General features: G+C 47.0%; 18 protein-coding genes. 11 read left to right on the forward strand and 7 right to left on the reverse strand.

Features of this window, described 5'->3' with window-relative positions; genetic code table 11:
- Nucleotides 1-46: 46 nt before the first annotated feature.
- The 3 genes from H5336_RS11855 to bamJ are packed head-to-tail and all read left to right on the forward strand — an operon-like array spanning nt 47 to nt 1,587.
- Nucleotides 47-187, forward strand: coding sequence for a hypothetical protein (locus tag H5336_RS11855; RefSeq protein ID WP_185234412.1), 141 nt, complete (start codon nt 47-49; stop codon nt 185-187).
- Nucleotides 188-238: 51 nt separating this feature from the next.
- Nucleotides 239-1,084 (forward strand): ribosome biogenesis GTPase YlqF, encoded by an 846-nt coding sequence (ylqF, locus tag H5336_RS11860; protein ID WP_185234414.1) that lies wholly within the window; start codon nt 239-241, stop codon nt 1,082-1,084.
- 23 nt (nt 1,085-1,107) lie between these two features.
- A complete protein-coding gene (gene bamJ / locus H5336_RS11865) occupies nt 1,108-1,587 on the forward strand; it encodes a BamJ family beta-barrel-assembly machinery protein (RefSeq protein WP_313557014.1) in 480 nt (159 codons plus the stop codon).
- Between the two features lie 63 nt (nt 1,588-1,650).
- Here the strand turns inward: bamJ and H5336_RS11870 are convergent, their stop codons facing one another.
- Complete coding sequence (locus tag H5336_RS11870) at nt 1,651-2,175, reverse strand: RNA methyltransferase (protein ID WP_185234418.1); 525 nt, start codon at nt 2,173-2,175, stop codon at nt 1,651-1,653.
- 650 nt (nt 2,176-2,825) lie between these two features.
- Between H5336_RS11870 and H5336_RS11875 the strand changes: the two genes are divergently transcribed.
- Nucleotides 2,826-3,044, forward strand: coding sequence for an RNA-binding S4 domain-containing protein (locus tag H5336_RS11875; protein ID WP_185234420.1), 219 nt, complete (start codon nt 2,826-2,828; stop codon nt 3,042-3,044).
- 218 nt (nt 3,045-3,262) lie between these two features.
- On the opposite strand, the gene H5336_RS11880 is transcribed toward H5336_RS11875, so the two are convergent.
- On the reverse strand, nt 3,263-5,032 hold the full coding sequence (locus H5336_RS11880) for a hypothetical protein (protein ID WP_185234422.1): 1,770 nt from the start codon (nt 5,030-5,032) through the stop codon (nt 3,263-3,265).
- Nucleotides 5,033-5,930: 898 nt separating this feature from the next.
- Between H5336_RS11880 and H5336_RS23810 the strand changes: the two genes are divergently transcribed.
- The 6 genes from H5336_RS23810 to H5336_RS11905 all read left to right on the forward strand — a co-directional run bounded on the left by H5336_RS23810 (nt 5,931) and on the right by H5336_RS11905 (nt 8,812).
- The gene (locus H5336_RS23810) at nt 5,931-6,092 is read left to right on the forward strand and encodes a DUF3465 domain-containing protein (protein WP_376766530.1); all 162 of its coding nucleotides are present in this window, start codon (nt 5,931-5,933) and stop codon (nt 6,090-6,092) included.
- Nucleotides 6,089-6,328, forward strand: a complete 240-nt coding sequence (locus H5336_RS23815; protein WP_376766531.1) for a DUF3465 domain-containing protein — start codon at nt 6,089-6,091, stop codon at nt 6,326-6,328. Before H5336_RS23810 ends, H5336_RS23815 begins: the two co-directional genes overlap by 4 nt.
- 51 nt (nt 6,329-6,379) lie before the next feature.
- Entirely contained in the window at nt 6,380-6,913 is a 534-nt protein-coding gene (locus H5336_RS11890; protein ID WP_185234424.1) for a GNAT family N-acetyltransferase, read from the forward strand.
- 166 nt (nt 6,914-7,079) lie between these two features.
- Nucleotides 7,080-7,364: a hypothetical protein gene (locus H5336_RS11895; RefSeq protein WP_185234426.1), complete on the forward strand. Its 285-nt coding sequence runs from the start codon at nt 7,080-7,082 to the stop codon at nt 7,362-7,364.
- 301 nt (nt 7,365-7,665) lie between these two features.
- The gene (locus H5336_RS11900; protein ID WP_185234428.1) at nt 7,666-8,394 is read left to right on the forward strand and encodes an NYN domain-containing protein; all 729 of its coding nucleotides are present in this window, start codon (nt 7,666-7,668) and stop codon (nt 8,392-8,394) included.
- Nucleotides 8,395-8,473: 79 nt separating this feature from the next.
- Nucleotides 8,474-8,812: a hypothetical protein gene (locus tag H5336_RS11905; protein ID WP_185234430.1), complete on the forward strand. Its 339-nt coding sequence runs from the start codon at nt 8,474-8,476 to the stop codon at nt 8,810-8,812.
- 36 nt (nt 8,813-8,848) lie between these two features.
- On the opposite strand, the gene H5336_RS11910 is transcribed toward H5336_RS11905, so the two are convergent.
- The 5 genes from H5336_RS11910 to H5336_RS11930 all read right to left on the reverse strand — a co-directional run bounded on the left by H5336_RS11910 (nt 8,849) and on the right by H5336_RS11930 (nt 17,801).
- Nucleotides 8,849-9,850 (reverse strand): LacI family DNA-binding transcriptional regulator, encoded by a 1,002-nt coding sequence (locus H5336_RS11910; RefSeq protein ID WP_185234432.1) that lies wholly within the window; start codon nt 9,848-9,850, stop codon nt 8,849-8,851.
- A 38-nt stretch (nt 9,851-9,888) separates the two neighbouring features.
- Complete coding sequence (locus tag H5336_RS11915) at nt 9,889-11,274, reverse strand: MFS transporter (RefSeq protein ID WP_185234434.1); 1,386 nt, start codon at nt 11,272-11,274, stop codon at nt 9,889-9,891.
- Nucleotides 11,275-11,373: 99 nt separating this feature from the next.
- On the reverse strand, nt 11,374-13,758 hold the full coding sequence (locus tag H5336_RS11920; RefSeq protein ID WP_185234436.1) for a glycoside hydrolase family 2 TIM barrel-domain containing protein: 2,385 nt from the start codon (nt 13,756-13,758) through the stop codon (nt 11,374-11,376).
- Nucleotides 13,759-13,794: 36 nt separating this feature from the next.
- The gene (locus H5336_RS11925) at nt 13,795-15,015 is read right to left on the reverse strand and encodes a glycoside hydrolase family 53 protein (RefSeq protein ID WP_185234438.1); all 1,221 of its coding nucleotides are present in this window, start codon (nt 15,013-15,015) and stop codon (nt 13,795-13,797) included.
- 68 nt (nt 15,016-15,083) lie between these two features.
- Entirely contained in the window at nt 15,084-17,801 is a 2,718-nt protein-coding gene (locus tag H5336_RS11930; protein ID WP_185234440.1) for a TonB-dependent receptor, read from the reverse strand.
- 117 nt (nt 17,802-17,918) lie between these two features.
- Between H5336_RS11930 and H5336_RS11935 the strand changes: the two genes are divergently transcribed.
- Nucleotides 17,919-18,083 carry a hypothetical protein gene (locus tag H5336_RS11935; protein ID WP_185234442.1) on the forward strand — a complete coding sequence of 55 codons (165 nt, stop codon included), beginning with the start codon at nt 17,919-17,921 and terminating at the stop codon, nt 18,081-18,083.
- The last annotated feature ends 21 nt before the right edge of the window (nt 18,084-18,104 follow it).

Raw genomic sequence — 18,104 nt, forward strand, 5'->3', positions numbered from 1 at the left:
AGTAAAACACTGATTTCCTGATTAATAGAGGCGCCCTAATGTTAGCGTGGCTGCGCTTAATGTGGTGCTCAAAGTGGTGCTCAAAGTAGCGCTCAAAGTAGCGCTCAAAGTAGCGCTCAAAGTAATGGAAGCCACCTTTAGCGTTAGCAACGCCGGGCATTGGCCGCCGGATTCTTTACAGCAGTAATTTACCAATAAAGACGGTAAAATAGCGGTCTTTCGATAAGCTGAGTGGCGTATGTTAATAAATTGGTATCCGGGCCATATGAATAAGGCTCGTAAGCAGGTCAAGGAGATAATGCCTCGGGTTGATGTGGTGATCGAGGTGTTAGATGCACGTTTGCCCTATTCCAGCACCAACCCTATGATCGAGCAATTACGGGGGACAAAGCCCTACCTAAAAGTGTTGAGTAAATCAGATTTGGCCGACGAGGCAATTACTCAAGCTTGGCAGGCGTTTTTTCGTCAACAGCGTAATATGGATGCCATCGCCATTAGTACTCGTAACACTAACCTCACTAAAACCATCCCCGACCGCGTGTTTAAGCTCGCTCCTTTTCGAGGTAATAAAAATAAACCCGTAACCGGGCTTATTTTGGGTATTCCCAACGTTGGTAAATCGACACTAATTAATACCCTTGCCGGCCGACGAATAGCAAAGGTAGGAGATGAGCCAGCCATCACTAAAGGCCAACAACGGATAAAAATTTCCGAAGAATTCATCCTCATCGATTCTCCTGGAATGACTTGGCCCGGATCGAAAAATGAAATGATTAATTATCGCCTAGCAACCAGTGGCGCTATTCGAGATACCGTCGTGGAATATGATCACTTAGCGATGTTCGCAATGGACTACGTGCTCCAGCGTTACCCAGATCGAGTAAGCGAGCGTTATCAAATTGACGATTTAGTTGATTCCGCCTACGATGCCTTAGAACAAGTCGCAAAAAAACGTGGCTGTATGAAACGTGGCGGCGTAGATTTGTTGCGCGTTGGGGAATTATTTATTCGCGAATTACGATCCGGAAAGCTCGGACGCATTAGTTTTGAAGAACCGCACCTTAGCTACATTTTTCGTGATTAAAACAACATATGAGGGCAGACAGTGTGAACACATTTGTTATCGTACTATTCATTGCGCTAATTGCGTATTTTACTTGGCAAGGTTCTGTTGGAAAGAAAAAGGCGAATGAAAATAGCGCAATAGGCAATAAATTTCTTGAAAACAACAAACAGCAAGAAGGCGTTCTAGTCACAGCGTCTGGATTGCAGATGCTGAAGTTACAGCCGGGAACCGGTACAGAGCATGCCAAACCCTCAGATAAAGTTAGAGTGCATTATCACGGTACTCTAATCGACGGCAGCGTATTTGACAGCTCTGTAGATAGAGGTGAACCGATCGAGTTTAATTTGAACCAAGTGATTCCCGGTTGGACAGAAGGTCTTCAGCTAATGGTCGAAGGTGAAAAGAGCCGCTTATTTATCCCCAGTAATTTAGGTTACGGCAACCGTAAATCCGGCTCGATTCCTGGCGGATCGGCACTCATTTTTGATGTAGAACTTCTCGCAATAACCACCAGCAACTAATTGATTGGTGTGTGGTAGCGTACTGGGGTTGTTGGGTGCTTTAGTACTTTGTATCCCAAAATTTTATCTTGAGTTTTTAGGTTTAATTTTTAGATGATTATTGCTGTCGCGACTTTTCTTGATGCGTTCGTTGTGGTTGATGGTGTTTCGTTGTTTGGCCATTCGATCATAAAGTAATACATTCACCGTTGCGGCCAAATTCATGCACCCAATTGTAGGAATGTAAACAACGCTATCGGCGGCACTGACAAGTGACTGTTGAATTGATCCGTCTTCCGGGCCAAAGATATATAAAGCATTTTCCGGGTGGATGAATTCTGGAAGTGAAGTTGCGCCTTCGACCAACTCTACACAGACCAATGTCTGGTTTTCTTTAAGTACCTCCATAAAAGATTCAACCGCCTGGAATTGAATTTCTTTTTTTACCCTGTTGGTATCTTGATGATATTTTTCGGCGTTCTCGAAGCGCTTTCCGTTGTAGTAAACCGCCGTAGCACCGTAACAGCCCGCCGCGCGTAGCACTGCGCCCACATTAGAGGGGCTTTTTGGGTTACACAATGCGATCTCTGCATTTCCGCTGTCAATCAATCTGTATTCCTTGTTAGTTATTGTTGGGCCGCCGCCTATGGATTATAGGCTAGAGGAGCCTAGATAAAGTTGGCCAAAAAATATGTAACTTGCCACAGCAAGCAAACCCATTATAGGCCAATTGTTTGTAGCAGAGGGCACTTTCAAATTGATGATGTGGTCTCGCTAAGTGTGCACTAGCCTGACGTTTAAACTTTGGGCTATTTTAATATGGTGTGTTGCACTGGGCGTAGGGTAATATGATGTAGAAGCGTGCGCTGTAGGGGGGCAATGCGTCTGCGTGAGCTAAGTCGGGTTTGAGGTGGCATGCAGCGATTTTTTTCAGAATCACACTCCAGCTAAGGCGTTAATGGATAACCGCATTATACGTAAGAATGGCTTAGAGTTAGCGGCCAAATAATTGCAGATTTGGGAATGTAGAGGTTTAGAGGTATAGAGGTTTAGAGGTATAAAGGGGCAGCCGTTAAATCAGACTTTAATGGATCACAGCGGGATGAGTGGCGTGTTTCAGCTCTGAAGTTGTAACGTTGAGTCGGTGTAAAGTTAAGTCGGTGTTGTTCGGTCTATTTGAGCGTTAGAAATAAATTGGCGTAGGGGCGTGTATGTTGACTGCGCTATGTGTATAAATAATGAGTAGAGGTAATTAAATAGTGAAGGAAGTAGAAATTACAAAAGAGCCTGTTGAACTCTACAAAATATTAAAGTTCGAAGGCATTGTAAGTAGTGGCGGTGAGGCAAAATCTGTAATCGATGACGGTCAGGTTTTGGTCAATGGGGCGGTGGAAAAAAGAAAGCGAAAGAAAATTATTGCAGGTGACGTGATTGAATACCTGGATAATAAAATAAAAATTAAACTGGCATTGGTATGAAATACTAATTTCTAAATTAACGCCAGAAATGATAACTGTACAGAGCAGGGAGGGGGTAAAGAGTTTCGTCAGACTTTACTATTTTGGTCTGCGTACGCTTTATATTAGATATTAAAGCCTTACCGTCAGCCTGTCTGCGAATACTTCCTTACGCATGAAGCCTGCGTATAGCAAGAGACCAAAAGTTGTTTATGACGACGGTGGCCTAAACGCTAATCCTAAAAATCTGCACAATTTTTCTGGCGCCCGCAAGTATAGTAACTTTGCCACATGTCGATAGCGGAACTTGGTACGTAGCTAAGATTAAAGCTTTTCAGCGCACTACTATTTTCGGTGCAGTAAGCATAGGCGCTGGTGGTATCGCCGTTTGCAAAGGATCTATCCATATAGTCAAAAAAGTGAGAAAAATTAGCAGGCCAGTGCTCATATGCCGCAGGGAAAGATAAAACAGCCATGGTTTCACCTACCATGCCGCCGGTAACGATAGGCTGGTACTGACTTCCGCATGTAGATACAGCGTTACCACTCCCATCTCGCCAACCTTGAGGATCAGCGGCTGTTTTATTTGTCGCAGAAACCGTGTAAGCCGCTGAACTTAACGCGCCAAACAGGGGTTCGTTCCGCCCAGCTGGATTAGGGGGTTGTATCATCATGCTTTCACCAAAACACTGATTACCGAGAAAGCTCGACATCACAGTGTTAATGTTCGCTAGCCAATCAGATTTTTCGATTAAACTTAAGCCGATAATGGTCATGCCCAGCCGACCTTGCCCAAAGCCGCCATTGGCTATCCAAGCACCGCAGAGTTCGTTTGAAGAACCTTTGTTACCTCCTTCGGAAAAAATGGCGTACAGGTCAATCGCCTGTTGCGAAATTGCTTTCGCCGCCTTTAATCGTAATGCGGCCTCGTTTTTATCGCCCGGTTCTGTCGCTGTTCGCATAACCGCATCCCACTGTGTTTGCAGCCAATAACCAGGGTAACCCCTGCTGCCGTTTACATTTGCTTCGCCGTAGTGGGACTCTCTAGCGTTCAAATTTTTATTAGCATTGGCTATACGTGAGAAACGGACTGTATTATACGCATTCTTAAAACTCATCATATTGGCGACAGGTGCTAAATTGGGGAGGAGGTTTTCGTTAAATGCCGAAGCGTCCACCATGGGCCTGGTATCACCAAAGAACGGCGGCGCAAATACATCTCCCGGCGGAGCCGATAATAGCGTAAGGCTGAAAATGCCTTCTTCACACATGCGATGGGTATTGCTGCACTTACGGGAGGGGTCAGTTGCCTGGTCGATAATAGCGTTTTGCAGATGACTCACGCCTTTAAATATCGTATGAGTGCCAATGTTCCGATTATTTTTCGGAAATGCTGAAGTGTCAAAATTATGGGGTGTTTCTAGTGCGTAGGTTTCATTGAATGAACGGCCACTTCCTGTAAAGGGGAAGCCTCCAAAATCCATGGTATTAATATTATCCATTAATCCGTTTACGGTGGTTGCGCCAATACCGGATTTTAACGGGTAGGTATTTACCAATTGCAATGATCCATTTTCTATAAGAGGCGCTGCCCAGTAACGACCACTGGTAAATTGGCCGCACGCAACGGTATTCTCAAATTCAAACGAGATTCTTTTGGTTTCATCAGCAAACTCATACCCAATCGTTAATTCATCCGAGTTACAGGGATTTTCAGGATCAACAGAGCCACAGTCACAGTTATCTCCGCCAGTGATTGAACTTGAAGTACTGGAGCTTGAGATACTTATACTCGACGTACTAAAGCTTGAAGCGCTAGAATTTGAAGTACTGGAGCTGGACGCATTTCCATTCGCAGTATTTGAGCTTGAGGAACTCCCGCTGGCATCGTTATTCGCGTTGCTATTATCACTAGCTCCGCCACACGCAGCGACGTTAATGGCCACATAGAAAACCAAAAGATACCGGGTACAAGAGTTCGTTTGAAAGGTTATCTTTTTGATGCTCATAATCCACGCCCTTAATAGTCGAATTAGGAAATACAATTAATAGCGGTGCCCTTAATCGAGACATGCGTTCGATAAACGGATATTCTACGCACAAATTCATTCTAAGAGATACACCCAATACGTAAATGTGCGTGTCCCTTGTTAATGCGCCTTACTAATGCGATTTAACTATTTATGGATGGGAGGTTGAATGTAGGTGCAGGTGTAACCGGGCTGGAGGTGCTTGAACTCCAGCCTTAGGTCAAACGCCAGCATAGCACCCGTATCAACGGCGTCGTGAACTAAAAGGGTATGATGCATATCAATTAACGATTGCCACAAAAACCATAATCTACGAGGTTAATCGGCTAATATTGGGTGGTTAGTCCCATTAAAGTTGTATTGGGATAGCCTCTCTACGGGTAAGATTACGAGTTGAACCGGCGATAATTCATTTATGGGGAAGGCTTTCACAGCAATGAGTATTGATCGGTGTTTTCGTTTGGTTTGCCATGCCATTCGCATTCCTAGAAATTTTTCTTCGCGTATGAACCGCATATAAAACCGAAGGCGAAAAGCAATAACGAGAGGAAACCAATAGCTAGTTAGAGGGTAGAGTTTAATACGTTATGTGGTTATCAAGAATAACCATTAAGGGATAAAGAGACTCTTTTTATTGCGAATAGCGCTAAGAATGTTAGCGGTTATTGCCGTTGGCGCAGGGCCCCGGGTAAACAGAATAAATTATTAATCACGACAAGACGCTAATAGAAGTCTACAGGATGTATTTGCATCTTGTCTTGGGTAGATAAATCATGAATATGATACATTTTCTGTTTTTCATTTTCTTACAATGGGAGGGCCTGTGTATACGGCTACAGTGTATCAGCGAATCGCGGCATTCATGGGAAGGCAATGTATGAAAATAAGCTTCCTAATGTTGTTCGCAATTATTCAATGCTTTACCGCATTGTGCTGGGCCAATGATGACACAATTGAAGCGCTGTATAAAAATCATCAGAGTGATGTTCAGGTATTTGGAAGAGGCTCGGTAGTAAAAAAATATTACGCGACGATGTGAAAGGTAGTCGGCATCAGAAATTCATTCTACGCCTAGACAGCGGTCATACACTACTAGTCGCCCATAATATCGATTTGGCTCCTCGGCTAGATTCGTTAGCCGAGTTAGATTTAGTTAAGTTTTATGGGGAGTACGAGTGGAATTTGAAAGGTGGTGTAATCCATTGGACTCACCACGACCAAAATAATAGGCATATGGCGGGTGGGCTGCGGCACAAGGGTAGAAAGTGCGACTAATTTTTTTAGCGGTGCGAGTTTTAGCCGAAGTTCGGCTGCCCTGTAGTCGCTATGGGTAAGGCGGGAATGTGTGTAAAATTAGAGTTGGCCAATTCAGCTGATGCTCAAGCAATAGACGATTTACTTAACCTTGCTTATCGAGGAGGTAAGGGCTGGACTACTGAATCTGCTTTTGTTGAGGGTAATCGTTCTGTTGTATCGGATGTCAAGCTGTCCATTGAAGCGTCGCTTTTTTTTGTGGTTAAAAATCAGAATGAAATAGTGGGTTGTATCTGTCTAGATCAAAAGGATGGCGATGTTTACATCGGTTCGTTTGCTGTGCATCCGGATCATCAGTCAATTGGGCTTGGTGCGTCCATATTAAAGGCGGCAGAGCGTTATGCTATTGATAGATTGAAGCCTACTAGGTTTATTATGCTAGTGGTTTCAGTACGTACGGAGTTAATTGCTTTCTATACACGTCTGGGATACGAGCAAACGGGTGATACATTGGAATATCCTCTGCATTTGAACGTTGGAGCGCCAAGATGTGCCGGATTAACTCTCGTTCAGCTTTGCAAAAAGTGGAATACCTATTCCCAATAGTAACCATGGTATTCGACTATTACCTGACTTGGGCTGAATAGACGCTCTGTGTTACCGTCTAAAGGCTAAAAGGGTGCTGGTTAACATCGGTATATTCACTGATTAGGGTGGGGGTAACACGTTAGTCAAATGTTCGTTTAGGTTTGGCAGCCACAAGGGGCTCATTATGAATGTGGATAAAGCAAAAAAACGTATCGCTAAACAGGTGAAAAAGGGCTTCAATGGCTACCCTAAAATCTCAATCGAGTATTTTGGGGTGTCGCACGATATTGCAGTAGAGGTCGTTATTTCATTCATTTTGGAAGAGGGTGTTGAGCCCCAAGAACAAAAATTTGTAAGTGAAAATGATGTCCGTGAAGACGAAACCATACAATCCACTTTGGTGAAAATAATTGAACGAGCTAATGCTTCTACTGTGGAGGAAGTCGATGGCGTTTCGTTTGTTAAGTGAGCGTGTCGCTTAGTTTTTACGAAAGTAATATTAGAAATACTCTTTAGTTATTAATGGTATCATCAATAAAAATAGTAACTTATTTTTTCGATAAAAATCAGTCGACGCTAAGATTTTTTTGATTAATTTTTGGTTGGTTTGGCAATCAAACGTACTAGAGATATAGTCTGTAAGGGTATGTTAGGAAGTATAGGTGAGAAGAGTAATTTACGAAGTGAAAGAGTAAAAAAAAGTAACATAAAATCTATACTTGTTTGAACGAAAATGGGTAATGAAATTAGAAGTTCCCTAGGAGATATAGATGCCAGAACCAAAACGAATTGCACTTTTAATAGATTGTGACAACGTAAGCCATAATTCAATTGAAGGTGTGTTGGAAGAGCTCGCCAAATACGGGATGGTTAACGTGCGCCATGCGCATGGTGATTGGAATAGCCCGTCTTTGTCCGGTTGGGTTGATCGCCTGCATCCACATGCAATAAGGCCGATGCAACAATTTGCGTATACGAAAGGAAAAAACGCAACTGATTCGGCAATGATCATTGATGCAATGGATCTTCTATACAGTAAAAATATTGATGCGTTTGCGCTAATGACCAGCGACAGCGACTTTACGCCACTCGTATTACGGATTCTTGAAAGTGGCTTGCCTGTGTATGGATTCGGAGAAAAGAAAACGCCTAAACCTTTTGTTGATGCGTGTTCACCTTTTATCTACACAGAAAATCTAGTAGTAGAGGCAGATGAAAAACCAAACGCCGTTGCAACTAGAAAAGCTAAAGGCAGGAATAAGTTGCGAGGCGACACATCGCTTGTTAAATTAATTCGAACAGCCATTGAGCAAACCTCTGAGGATGACGGTTGGGCGCATATGAGTAAGGTAGGGCACTATATTTCAAATAACAGTTCCTTCTCTGCCATCAATTATGGTTACAAAAAATTGGGCGATCTAATTCGAGCTACTGAGCTTTTCGAGGTTGAAATGAGAAATGACGGTAAAGCCATGTATATAAAAGACGCTCGAAAATAAGTGCAATATGAAGATGGATAGATGATGAAGTATGTGATTGTATTGTGTTACTTACTTTCAGCCTGTGCCAGTACGCCAATTGGCTACCGTTACAACGCCGGGTAGCGCGAAAGCACTGAATTCCGGATACCGTGCGTGGGTGGAGTTGGTTTGGGATGAAGGTGAGAAGGAGGTTACGGGAAGGAAACCATTTTTTGATAGGCCTATTGCTGAAATATCGTCGGTAGGCGGTAAATATACGTTTAAAGGCTCTTGCAATAATGGCACCATCGTTTTTGAGCCTGAAGCTGTATTTGATTTGGCGCCGGGGAAAAAATATCAATTAGTTTGTGTGGTGGGAAAGGGTAAAAACATTGTAGGCATGTCTATTGACGCTTATGCGAGCATAAAAATTAAAGAAATCAATAAAATCAAATAGTGTTAAAAAGCTCCCGTGAGTTTAATTTATTTGGCGCTACTTCTTCGCTACAGAGTTTCGCTCTACCAATGTTGGCATAAATAAATGTGTTTGCGAAGAAACTTTATTGTCGCCAGTGCTTAAGTTGATGGCTAAGTTAGCTGCATAGTTGGCCATCTCTTCTACCGGGTAATCCATGGTGGTTAACTTGGGGCGGCAGGCAGTGGAAACATAGAGGTTGTCGAAACCTACTACGGAAACGTCTTCGGGTACGCGTAGGCCCGCGTCTTGTAGGGCGTTAAGCGCACCTACGGCCATTAAATCATTGTATGCCACTACCGCAGAAAATTTAACACCTTTTTCCAGCAGCGCTGTTACTGCTTCTTCGCCACCGCGCATATTGGCAGTAGATTCCACAATGGCTTCGGGATTAAGGCTTAGGCCACGTTTTTCTATGGCGGCACGCACACCGTTTAAGCGAAATTCTGGGTCGTTGTTTTGATAAACACTGGTTACAACGGCAATATCGCGGTGGCCTTTGTCTAAAAGATGATCGGCAACTTTTTGCGCACCGGCTTCGTTGTCTAACCATACGCAGCGATTGGCTAGCTCGGGGATAAAGCGGTTTACGATCACTAAGCCGGGAATTTCATCGGCGAGTTTTTTTAGTGTTTTTTCATCGGAATATTCGCTGTGCAAAATAATGGCACTACAGCTGTGTTCGCGTAGGCTTTCGATAGCTTCCAGTTCAGTTTTTGTTTCGTAAAGCGAGTTGCTCATTAGCAGTTTGTATTTTTGTTCGCGTGCGGCTTTTTCTACGCCAGCAGCAAGGCAACCAAAAAATGTCATGGATAGCCGTGGTGTTACTACGCCTATGGTGTTGCTGGTTTTACTTACCAGCGCGCGGGCGTTGGTGTTGGGTCGGTAGCCGAGCTCTTTGATAACCTTTTGCACGCGCGCGCGGCAGGCATCGCCAACCTGGCCGCCGTTGTGAACGACACGTGAAACTGTTGCGGTAGATACGCCAGCAACGCGTGCGACGTCTTTAATGGTTGCCATAGAGCTGTCCTGAATCAATTAGCTTTATAAATTAGTTGTTATCGCTGCTGGAGTGCGGCGAGTACTCCGGGTTTGTGCTGGCGGTAGTAGTAGAGTATCCACAGCGGCAGCAAACTGAACAAAACCGTACCTCCGGCCAGAATTATGCGCATGTACTGCAAGCTCTCGTGGGCTTGTGCAGCGCCAGCGTGGGCATTGAAGCCCAGTAGGTTCAAACTCAAACCGCTGAACATTAAAGCGAGTACGCTGCTGATACTCAATACCCAATTGTAAATGGAGGCATACATGCCTGCGTGGGCGCCTTTCCCTGCTTGCTGGTCTTGATGGCTTAGGTCAGAGACCATCGAGGGTATAAGGATAACCATTGCCGTCCAGACGGCACCGCATAATAGCGCGTCGGTGATAATAATCCAGCGCGCGTCGGGTACGAAAATAAACCATTTTGCCAGGCCGCCGCAGGCGTTAATGAGGTAGATCACTTGCAGTGCTCCCAGCTTCCCCTGCACTGTCGATAGCTTGAGTACCAATGGCACACAGGCAATGCTCACTAGCGCGTAGGAGGTAGACAGCGTGGCCTTCCATATGGCGCCTTCGGCGATGTTACCTGCGTGCACATAATAAACCAAAAGGTAGTAATCCAATGTGGCGGCGAAGGCGCTGCCACCCATTTGCAACAGTACCAGCAGCAGTAGCAGCTTCATGGATGGGTTATCAATAACGCTGCGCAGGCTGTCGATAAAGCTAACGCGTGTGCTCAGGTATTGCGAAGCCGAAACATTTTCCCGAATAATCAGCGCTGGCAACATGCCGCACAGAGCAAAAACCACTACTCCCATACCCCAGCCGATATAGCGTATACCCAGATAAACACTGCCAAAAACGGCGAGCTGTGCCAGAGGGAATACCCATTGATAGAGCAGTGAACCGCTCTTTAAAAAATAAGTAGCGAAGCCAATGGCTTGCGTGCGTTCACCAGCATTGTCGCTAAGCTCGTAGGCCAAGCCGTTTAAGGGAACGGTGTAAAAAGCCGTGGCCAGATAGAAGAGTGTGCCGAATGCAGCGAAATAGAGTAGTTGCGTGGCTTCGGGCCAGTGGGGTGGCACCATCCACAGCAGACCGTAACAGAGCCCCAATACAAGTGCTGCCGTGAAAATGAACGGCGATCGTCTTCCCCAGCGGGATTTCAAATTGTCGGACAGGTGGCCAGCAAGTGGGGCAACGGCACTGCCAAATAGCATGGGCAGGGTCATGACTAGGCTGAGAAGAAACGGGTCTACCCCTAGGGTCATTTGATAATAGGGGACCGCTAAAATATGCACACCCTGGCCCGTAAAAAACAGGGTGAAAAAGCCAAATCCGAGGGCGATTTTGTAATGCAGTTTTACGCCGTTGGTATTCGGTGGTAGAGAGCTTGCCGTTAGCATAGGGCCTGTCAGTTATTGTTATCTGGCCGCTTTTACAGTAACTGCGCTATCAGTTTTGGCAGTAATGGCAGTACTGATAGCGCAGGTTTGTTTAACAGCTTATTTGAAGGTTAACGTCTCGGCAGTGAGCGCGTTATAACTCGCTTCGATGCGCACTGATTCCAGTGTATCACCGATTTTAACCAGTGCAGCGGCGATACCCGCTTCACTTTTACGTTCGGCGGGTGAAACTAATTCTATATCGCCGGAAATACTGAAGTTAACTTTGGCCCCGTTCACGCGCGTGGGATTGCCCTTCGCGTCGAGTAATTGTGCATAGACAAATACCAGGTCGTTTTGGCCGGTTTGGGCGGCAATGGAGGTGTCTTCCATTACCAGTGAAAGCTGTGCCGGCTTGCCCGGTGTTGCAACTGTATGGCTGGCAACAACTTTGCCATCGGCCATGGCTTTGGCCACTAAGGCGCCGGGCTCGAAAGTATCCAGCTGAAATAGCACGGGCGGGTGGTTTACTTTGCCGTAGCGCTCGACGTCTTTTTTGCCTTTGCCTAGCGAGCGCCCGTTGAGGAAAAGCTCTACTTCGTCGGCGTTACTGTACACATGGAAGTTGAGGCTGGAATCGGCTTGCCAGTAGCTACCAATATGGGCCATATAGCCATTTGCCAGTGGCCCACCAAAATCGTCGGCGTCGCGTTGGCTTTGGTAAAAGTAGTAGCTGAACTTGGGTAAACGCTCTAGGCTCATAATGCCGGAAGATTCTAGGTCGTCGCTGTAGCCACGGTTGTAGTCGAACATTACCCAGTAGCCGTCGGCAAAGGCTGGGGTATTAAAGTTGTCGTTGTGAGCTTCCATTATGTTGGCCGCTTGCTGCTGCAAGCGTGTTTCACCGGCGTTAAGCAACTGCCGACTGGAGCGCTCGTCTTGCAATAGTTCACCCCAGGCATTTTGATTTAGGCCTGCATTCATAGCGTAGTATTCCCAGTCTCCGTATTCAGACACTACATAGGGTTTACCGGGCTCTTTGTAATGACCTAGACGGTGCTGGCGTGCCTGCAAATAAATATCGTAGGTTTGTGGTACCCAGCCCGCTGAATAGGTGGTGGCAGAGGGGTACTCTTCATGAACGATTTTGTGTAGACCAGTAATGAGTGTGTCTGGCATGTTGGATTCATTCAGTGAACATTCCCAGGCCAGTACCGAGGCGTGGTTGCGGTCGCGGCGAATGAGGTCGCGACAGGTTTGCTCGGCGTGGGCATAAAATGCTGGCGTATCGTTTACGTACTGCCAACCGAGAATAGCATCAAGTAAAACCAAGCCTAGTTCATCCGCCGCGCGCATAAAGGCTTTGGCGTGTGGGTAATGGCTTAAGCGAATATAGTCGAACCCAGCGGCTTTCATTTTTTCTGCATCGCGATACTGCGCCGCGTCGGACAAGGCATAGCCCGCATAGGGGTATTCCTGATGTCGGTTTACGCCGCGTAAAAATGTTTTTTCACCGTTGATGTACAGTTGGTCTTCAACTATTTCGAATTTACGAATGCCGATACGGGTGCTGTCGTCATCGACCAGTTGACCGTTTTTCAGGATTTGCGTTTTTAAGGTGTAGAGTGATGGTGTTGAGGGTGACCAAAGTCGAGGTGTTTTAACGTGCAGTTCCTGGTTGACTTCCGCATCGCTCTGCGCGCTTATATCGAGCGGTTTTTCTGTGGTTTGAACCAGTTGGCCGCTGTGCTGCAATTGGTGGCGAACGACAACGGAAGCGGCTGTACCGCTGTTGACAATATGGGTTTGTACGGTAACGATTGCCTGTTCGGCGGTTACCTGTGGGTAGCGAACAAAAATACCACCAGACGCTTTTTTGCCAGCGGCAACGGGGTCGGAAATATGGAGTTCGTTTTCTACACGCAACCAAGTGTTGCGGTATATGCCGCCGTACATATTAAAGTCGAGAATTTTTAATGGCTTGGGCCCGGTAATATCACTGTCGCGGTTATCCAAGCGCACCATTAGGGTGTTGTCGCCGTCTTTCAAATGGGGCGTAAGCAATATACTAAAGGGAAGATAGCCACCGTAATGTTTATTAACCGGTGTTCCGTTAATCCACACTTCACTCACATTCATGGCGGCTTCGAAATCCAAAAAAACATTTTTGCCCTGCCACTGCGGGGCAGCAGAAAATGTTTTTTTGTACCAGGCATCGCCCTGCCATTGATTGTTGACAACCCTAGGCTCGAGATGCGCAGTGTGTGGAAGGCTGATGGTTTCCCAGCTGTTATGTTGACGGGCTTTTTCCAGTGACAATATATCGTTGGAGCGGAAAAACTGCCAATGGCTATTCCACAATTGTGGCGCTGTGACCAAAGAAGCCGGCGCAGAGGTAGCCGTCGTCTCGGATGTTTTTGGTGTTTTTTCGCAACCAGCGAGAGCTAGCGGTAACACCAGTGCAAAAAAGGCACTAGCCGCTAAAGATCGAGTTAAATACTTCATAGGCTTATCTGCTTTTATCAATTTATTGAGTATCGCTTATTCATCTTTAAGCAGTGAAAATATGTCGATTACAGGTAACACTTCGTTGTCGTTTGTCAGGTCGAAAAACGCATTATTTTCCCAGTGCGAGCCTGTTCCCCAAAGAGTGGAGCATTGAGTGCTTACCCAGGCGGGTTCCCACACAATTACGCCATTGCCGCCGCCGGCGACAACTTGCGCAACAATATCGTAGAAGTAACGACGCTGGTCTTCAGGTGTGGCTTGGTAACCGGCAATGAGCGAGTCGGCATTCAGTACGTTGTTGGCCTGATCAAAATTTTCCAGCGTCCAAGGGTAGGATGTTTCCACTACGATTACATCGCGCTGGTAAGTGCTTTCCAGCTCTGCAATAGCATTGGATAAGTTTTGCAGTGTATAAGTGGACCATTTACCGTAGTAACTTAGACCAATTAAGTCAAAATTGGTGACGCCAGCTTTGAGTGCGGCAGGAAACCATTGAAGGGCGTTTTCGGGCTGCGCTATGTGTAGCATACGCTGCAGGTTGGTATTGTGGTCACGATTAAAATCGGCAACGGCCTGTAGGCCATGGTTTATTAGTTCGGCGTTGCGTGGCCAATTAATAAACGCGTGATTCATCTGCGCTTCGGGCTGCAAAATTTCGTTGTTAATTTCGTTACCCACCTGAACCAACTCGGGCAGTAGTTGTTCTGCCTGAAGTTCCGCTAAGGTGTCGTAGGTGTATTGGTACACTGTGTCGGCCAGAGCGGTTGTGTCACCGTGCAGGTGTGCCCAGCCGGCGGGAATAGTTTGTTTTTCGGGGTCGGCCCAAGTATCGGAGTAATGGAGATCTAGCAGTACCTGCATACCCTTGTTTTTTGCTCGGGCAATGCTGCGTTTTACATCGGCGAGATTGGAATATTCGGTCCAATCGGGGTTGTGCCAAAGCCGTATACGTACAATGTTTGCGCCGGCATCGGCAAAAATACGGTAGGCATCAGTAACTTGTCCGCCTACACGAAATTCAGCGCCGCAGTCATCCATTTCGTTGACGTAGGATAAATCTGCACCTAGGTAAAAAGGTTCACCGGTCGGCAACACTATTTCGGCTGTTTGTACTTCCGGGGTGGGGTTGGTGGTACTCGACTCCACGGTGGCCGGATCAGTTTGTTGTACGCGAGAGGGGCTGCCGCCACATCCCGGTTGTGCTGCTATTATCACTGCCACAATGAGTGACAATGGAAACGATTTGTTGTTCATAAGAGTCATCCGATTTACGCATTCACCTAAAAAAAAGCGGCCGCTAGGCGGCCGCTGTTAGGGGGGCGTTACAATTTCCAGGAAAGGCCAAGGCTGTAGCGCTGACCGAACTCTTCATATTTATTTACGTGCGCCTCGTTGTTGGATTCCAGGCCGTAAACCTTATACGGTTCGTCGGTGAGGTTTTGTACCTGCATCATCACTTGTAAGTCGTCGGTGATGTCGTAGGAAAGGCTAAGGTCGAAGTAACCTTCGGCAGCGTTAACACCTTCTTCACCCATTACGCGGTTGATATCTCGCTGGAATTCACTTCGATAATTGTAGGACAAACGGCCCTCAAGGCCACTCAGGTAGTACCAAACAGTAGCTGTTCCAACATGCTCGGACAAACCGGTTAAGCCAAAGGGAGTGGAGTTTAGCGGTGTACCTTGGCGAATGTTGGAGTCGGCAAAGGCGTAGTTTGCGTAAACACCTAAGCCCGGTACGAAGTCGAACGCTTGCTGATACATCAATTCGTAACCTTTGATGTAACCGCCACTGCCGTTAACAGGCAGCGATAGCAAGTACTCGGTACCGTCTACTTGGATGGTTTCCGCACCGGCCTGACGGGCGATGTAAGAATCCATATCTTTGTAATACAGGGTAGCTGCAACGGAGTTGCTATCACCGAAGTACCATTCGTAGGTTAAGTCCGTTTGGGTGGCGCGGAAGGGCTCTAGTTTAGGGTTACCGGAACCGGATTCGCCGGGGTTGGGTGCCCATTGATCCTGACCAATATCGACGGCTGGGCTTAAGAAATCCAGCGGTGCGCGGGCAATGGTTTTGGCCACGGCGAGTCGTATAACGTTGTCTGAATTGAGTTCGAACGCTAGGTTCATACTGGGCAGAATATCGTTGTAGCTATTGTCTACGCTAACGGGCTCCGCTGAGGCAGGTACTTCTACCCAGTTGTCAGACCCAACAGGGTCTTCAACCCAAACGCTGGTTGTTAATATTTGAGAACCGTGGGATCCCGTGTCGGTCGTTACTGAGCGCACACCAACGTTACCGCTAACCGGTATGCTGCCCAGTTGGGTGTCGATATTGAGCTGTAGGTAGGCCGAAGTAATGTCCTCGGTTACCCGCCAACTTGCCAGCATATCGTTGTTGTCACCGGGGCTGGGGTTTGCTATTCCGTTAAAGTAGTAATCGATAGCCTGTTCGCGATCGAGTGTCATATACGCGGGGAGGTCACTCCAGTAAGAATCGGAACCCGCGTCGATCATCATGCCGGCAGGAATTTCGGTATCGGCATTTTGCGTTACGAATTGATCCCAGATCTGGGCATCCAGTGATTTTTCGCGACCTGAAAAACGACCGCCGAACACAATAGAGCTAGCCCAGCTGTTTTCGAAGAAGCGCTCGGCGTGTACATCAATAGCGGTAATGGCGTCTTTGCCTTCTGCCTGTGGCTGTACAGTCAAGTTGTCCACGCTATTCTGGGTGGGGTCAGTCAAGCTTATACCGCTGTCCAGAGTGAGAAACATACGCTCATCTTTAGCCCCAAAGGTTGCCCAGGGATCAGCGGACGTGTTCACTGTACGCACCGAGTGCCAGCGGCGCTCGCGGTTGGTTTCCGAGTAGGAGATATCGGCACCTAATGCCCACTCACCGAGATCCCAGCCCAGTTTGGCACCGTTAATCATCATGTCGTCGGTTTGGGTGAACTCTTCGTTAAGGCTGCGCAGTGAACTCAGGCCCACGCGACCGGCGAGCAGGTCTTCGGCATCGGCAGCGGAGTTGGTGAATCCGGTGGCAACGGAATCACCAATTGTCCACTGACGGTCATAGTTGTTATTAATATTAAAATCGAAACCGCGTTGCTCTTCCTGGATGTCCAACTGGGAGTAGAAGAAATCATAGCTTAGCGAGAAGGTTTCGGTTGGCTGCCACTGCACAACGGCCATGCCACCAATACGGGAGTCTTCGCCACCACGTACCAGCGCAGAACCACCCCATGGGGCGTTAAAATCTTTACCTTCAGCGTCGTTCCACTGATTGTTGTGCCACGTGTCACCGTAGTTCCACAACTCCGAACGCTGGGTAGCAATAGGTTGGCTTTGGCCTGCTATACCGAGGGCCAAGCCTAAGGTGTCGCCTGCAAATCTATCGATGTAGGAAACACTGTAGCGCGAACCTAGGCCACCGTTGGCGGCGTCATCTACGTCGCTACCCAGTGAATAACTAGAGGCGCGAGCATTAATGGCGATTACACGTTCGTCGAAGTCTAATGGCGATACGGTTTCTAGGTTTACGGTACCGGAAACACCACCTTCAATCATTTTCGCCTGAGGTGTTTTATACACCTGAGCGGCGTTAATCAGTTCCGCCGGGAATTGGTCGTAACGGATGTTACGGTCTTCTTCAACGGTAGCAACTTCACGGCCGTTAAGGGTTGTAAGGCCGAGCTGGCCACCCATACCACGAATAGAAATTTGGCTGCCGTTACCGCGGTCGCGGTCCTGCGCAACACCGGGAAGGCGCGCGAGGCTCTCGGTTATGGAAACGTCGGGCAGTTGGCCAATATCTTCCGCCGAAATGGCTTCAATAACACTGGCGGCATCACGTTTTTGCGCGAGCGCAGACTGCAGGCTCTTCTGGTAGCTACCCTGTACGATAACTTCTTCCAGTGCGGTATCTTCATTTTCTTGAGCGACACTGGTGGACACCAACCCCGAGGTTGTAAGCCCTAGTAGGATTGCCATAACGCCAGGGCTGGCACAGGTTTTTAATGGAAAATTCTTCATCTCTCGTTCCCCGTTATCTTTATTTTTCGGATTACGTAAACACGCTCAATAGGCCCAACTCGCTACCATTCTCCCGGTCGTCGAATTGCTTTGAAATACCCGTTGGCGGAAATACGTATGACTTATACGTTTACCTTTATTGTTGTGGTTGGTGACGTTTATCAGCACTTGTTGCGTAAGGTAAGCGTTTTCCTTGAGTCTGTAAAGTCTGCCGATCTGAGAGTGGGTAAAAGCCTGCAGCGGTATTCATCGGATGTATGCTTCTGGTGGCGAAGCGGGTAACAAAGTATCGGTATACTCTGG

The sequence above is a fragment of the Teredinibacter franksiae genome (assembly GCF_014218805.1).
Taxonomy (GTDB): Bacteria; Pseudomonadota; Gammaproteobacteria; order Pseudomonadales; family Cellvibrionaceae; genus Teredinibacter; species Teredinibacter franksiae.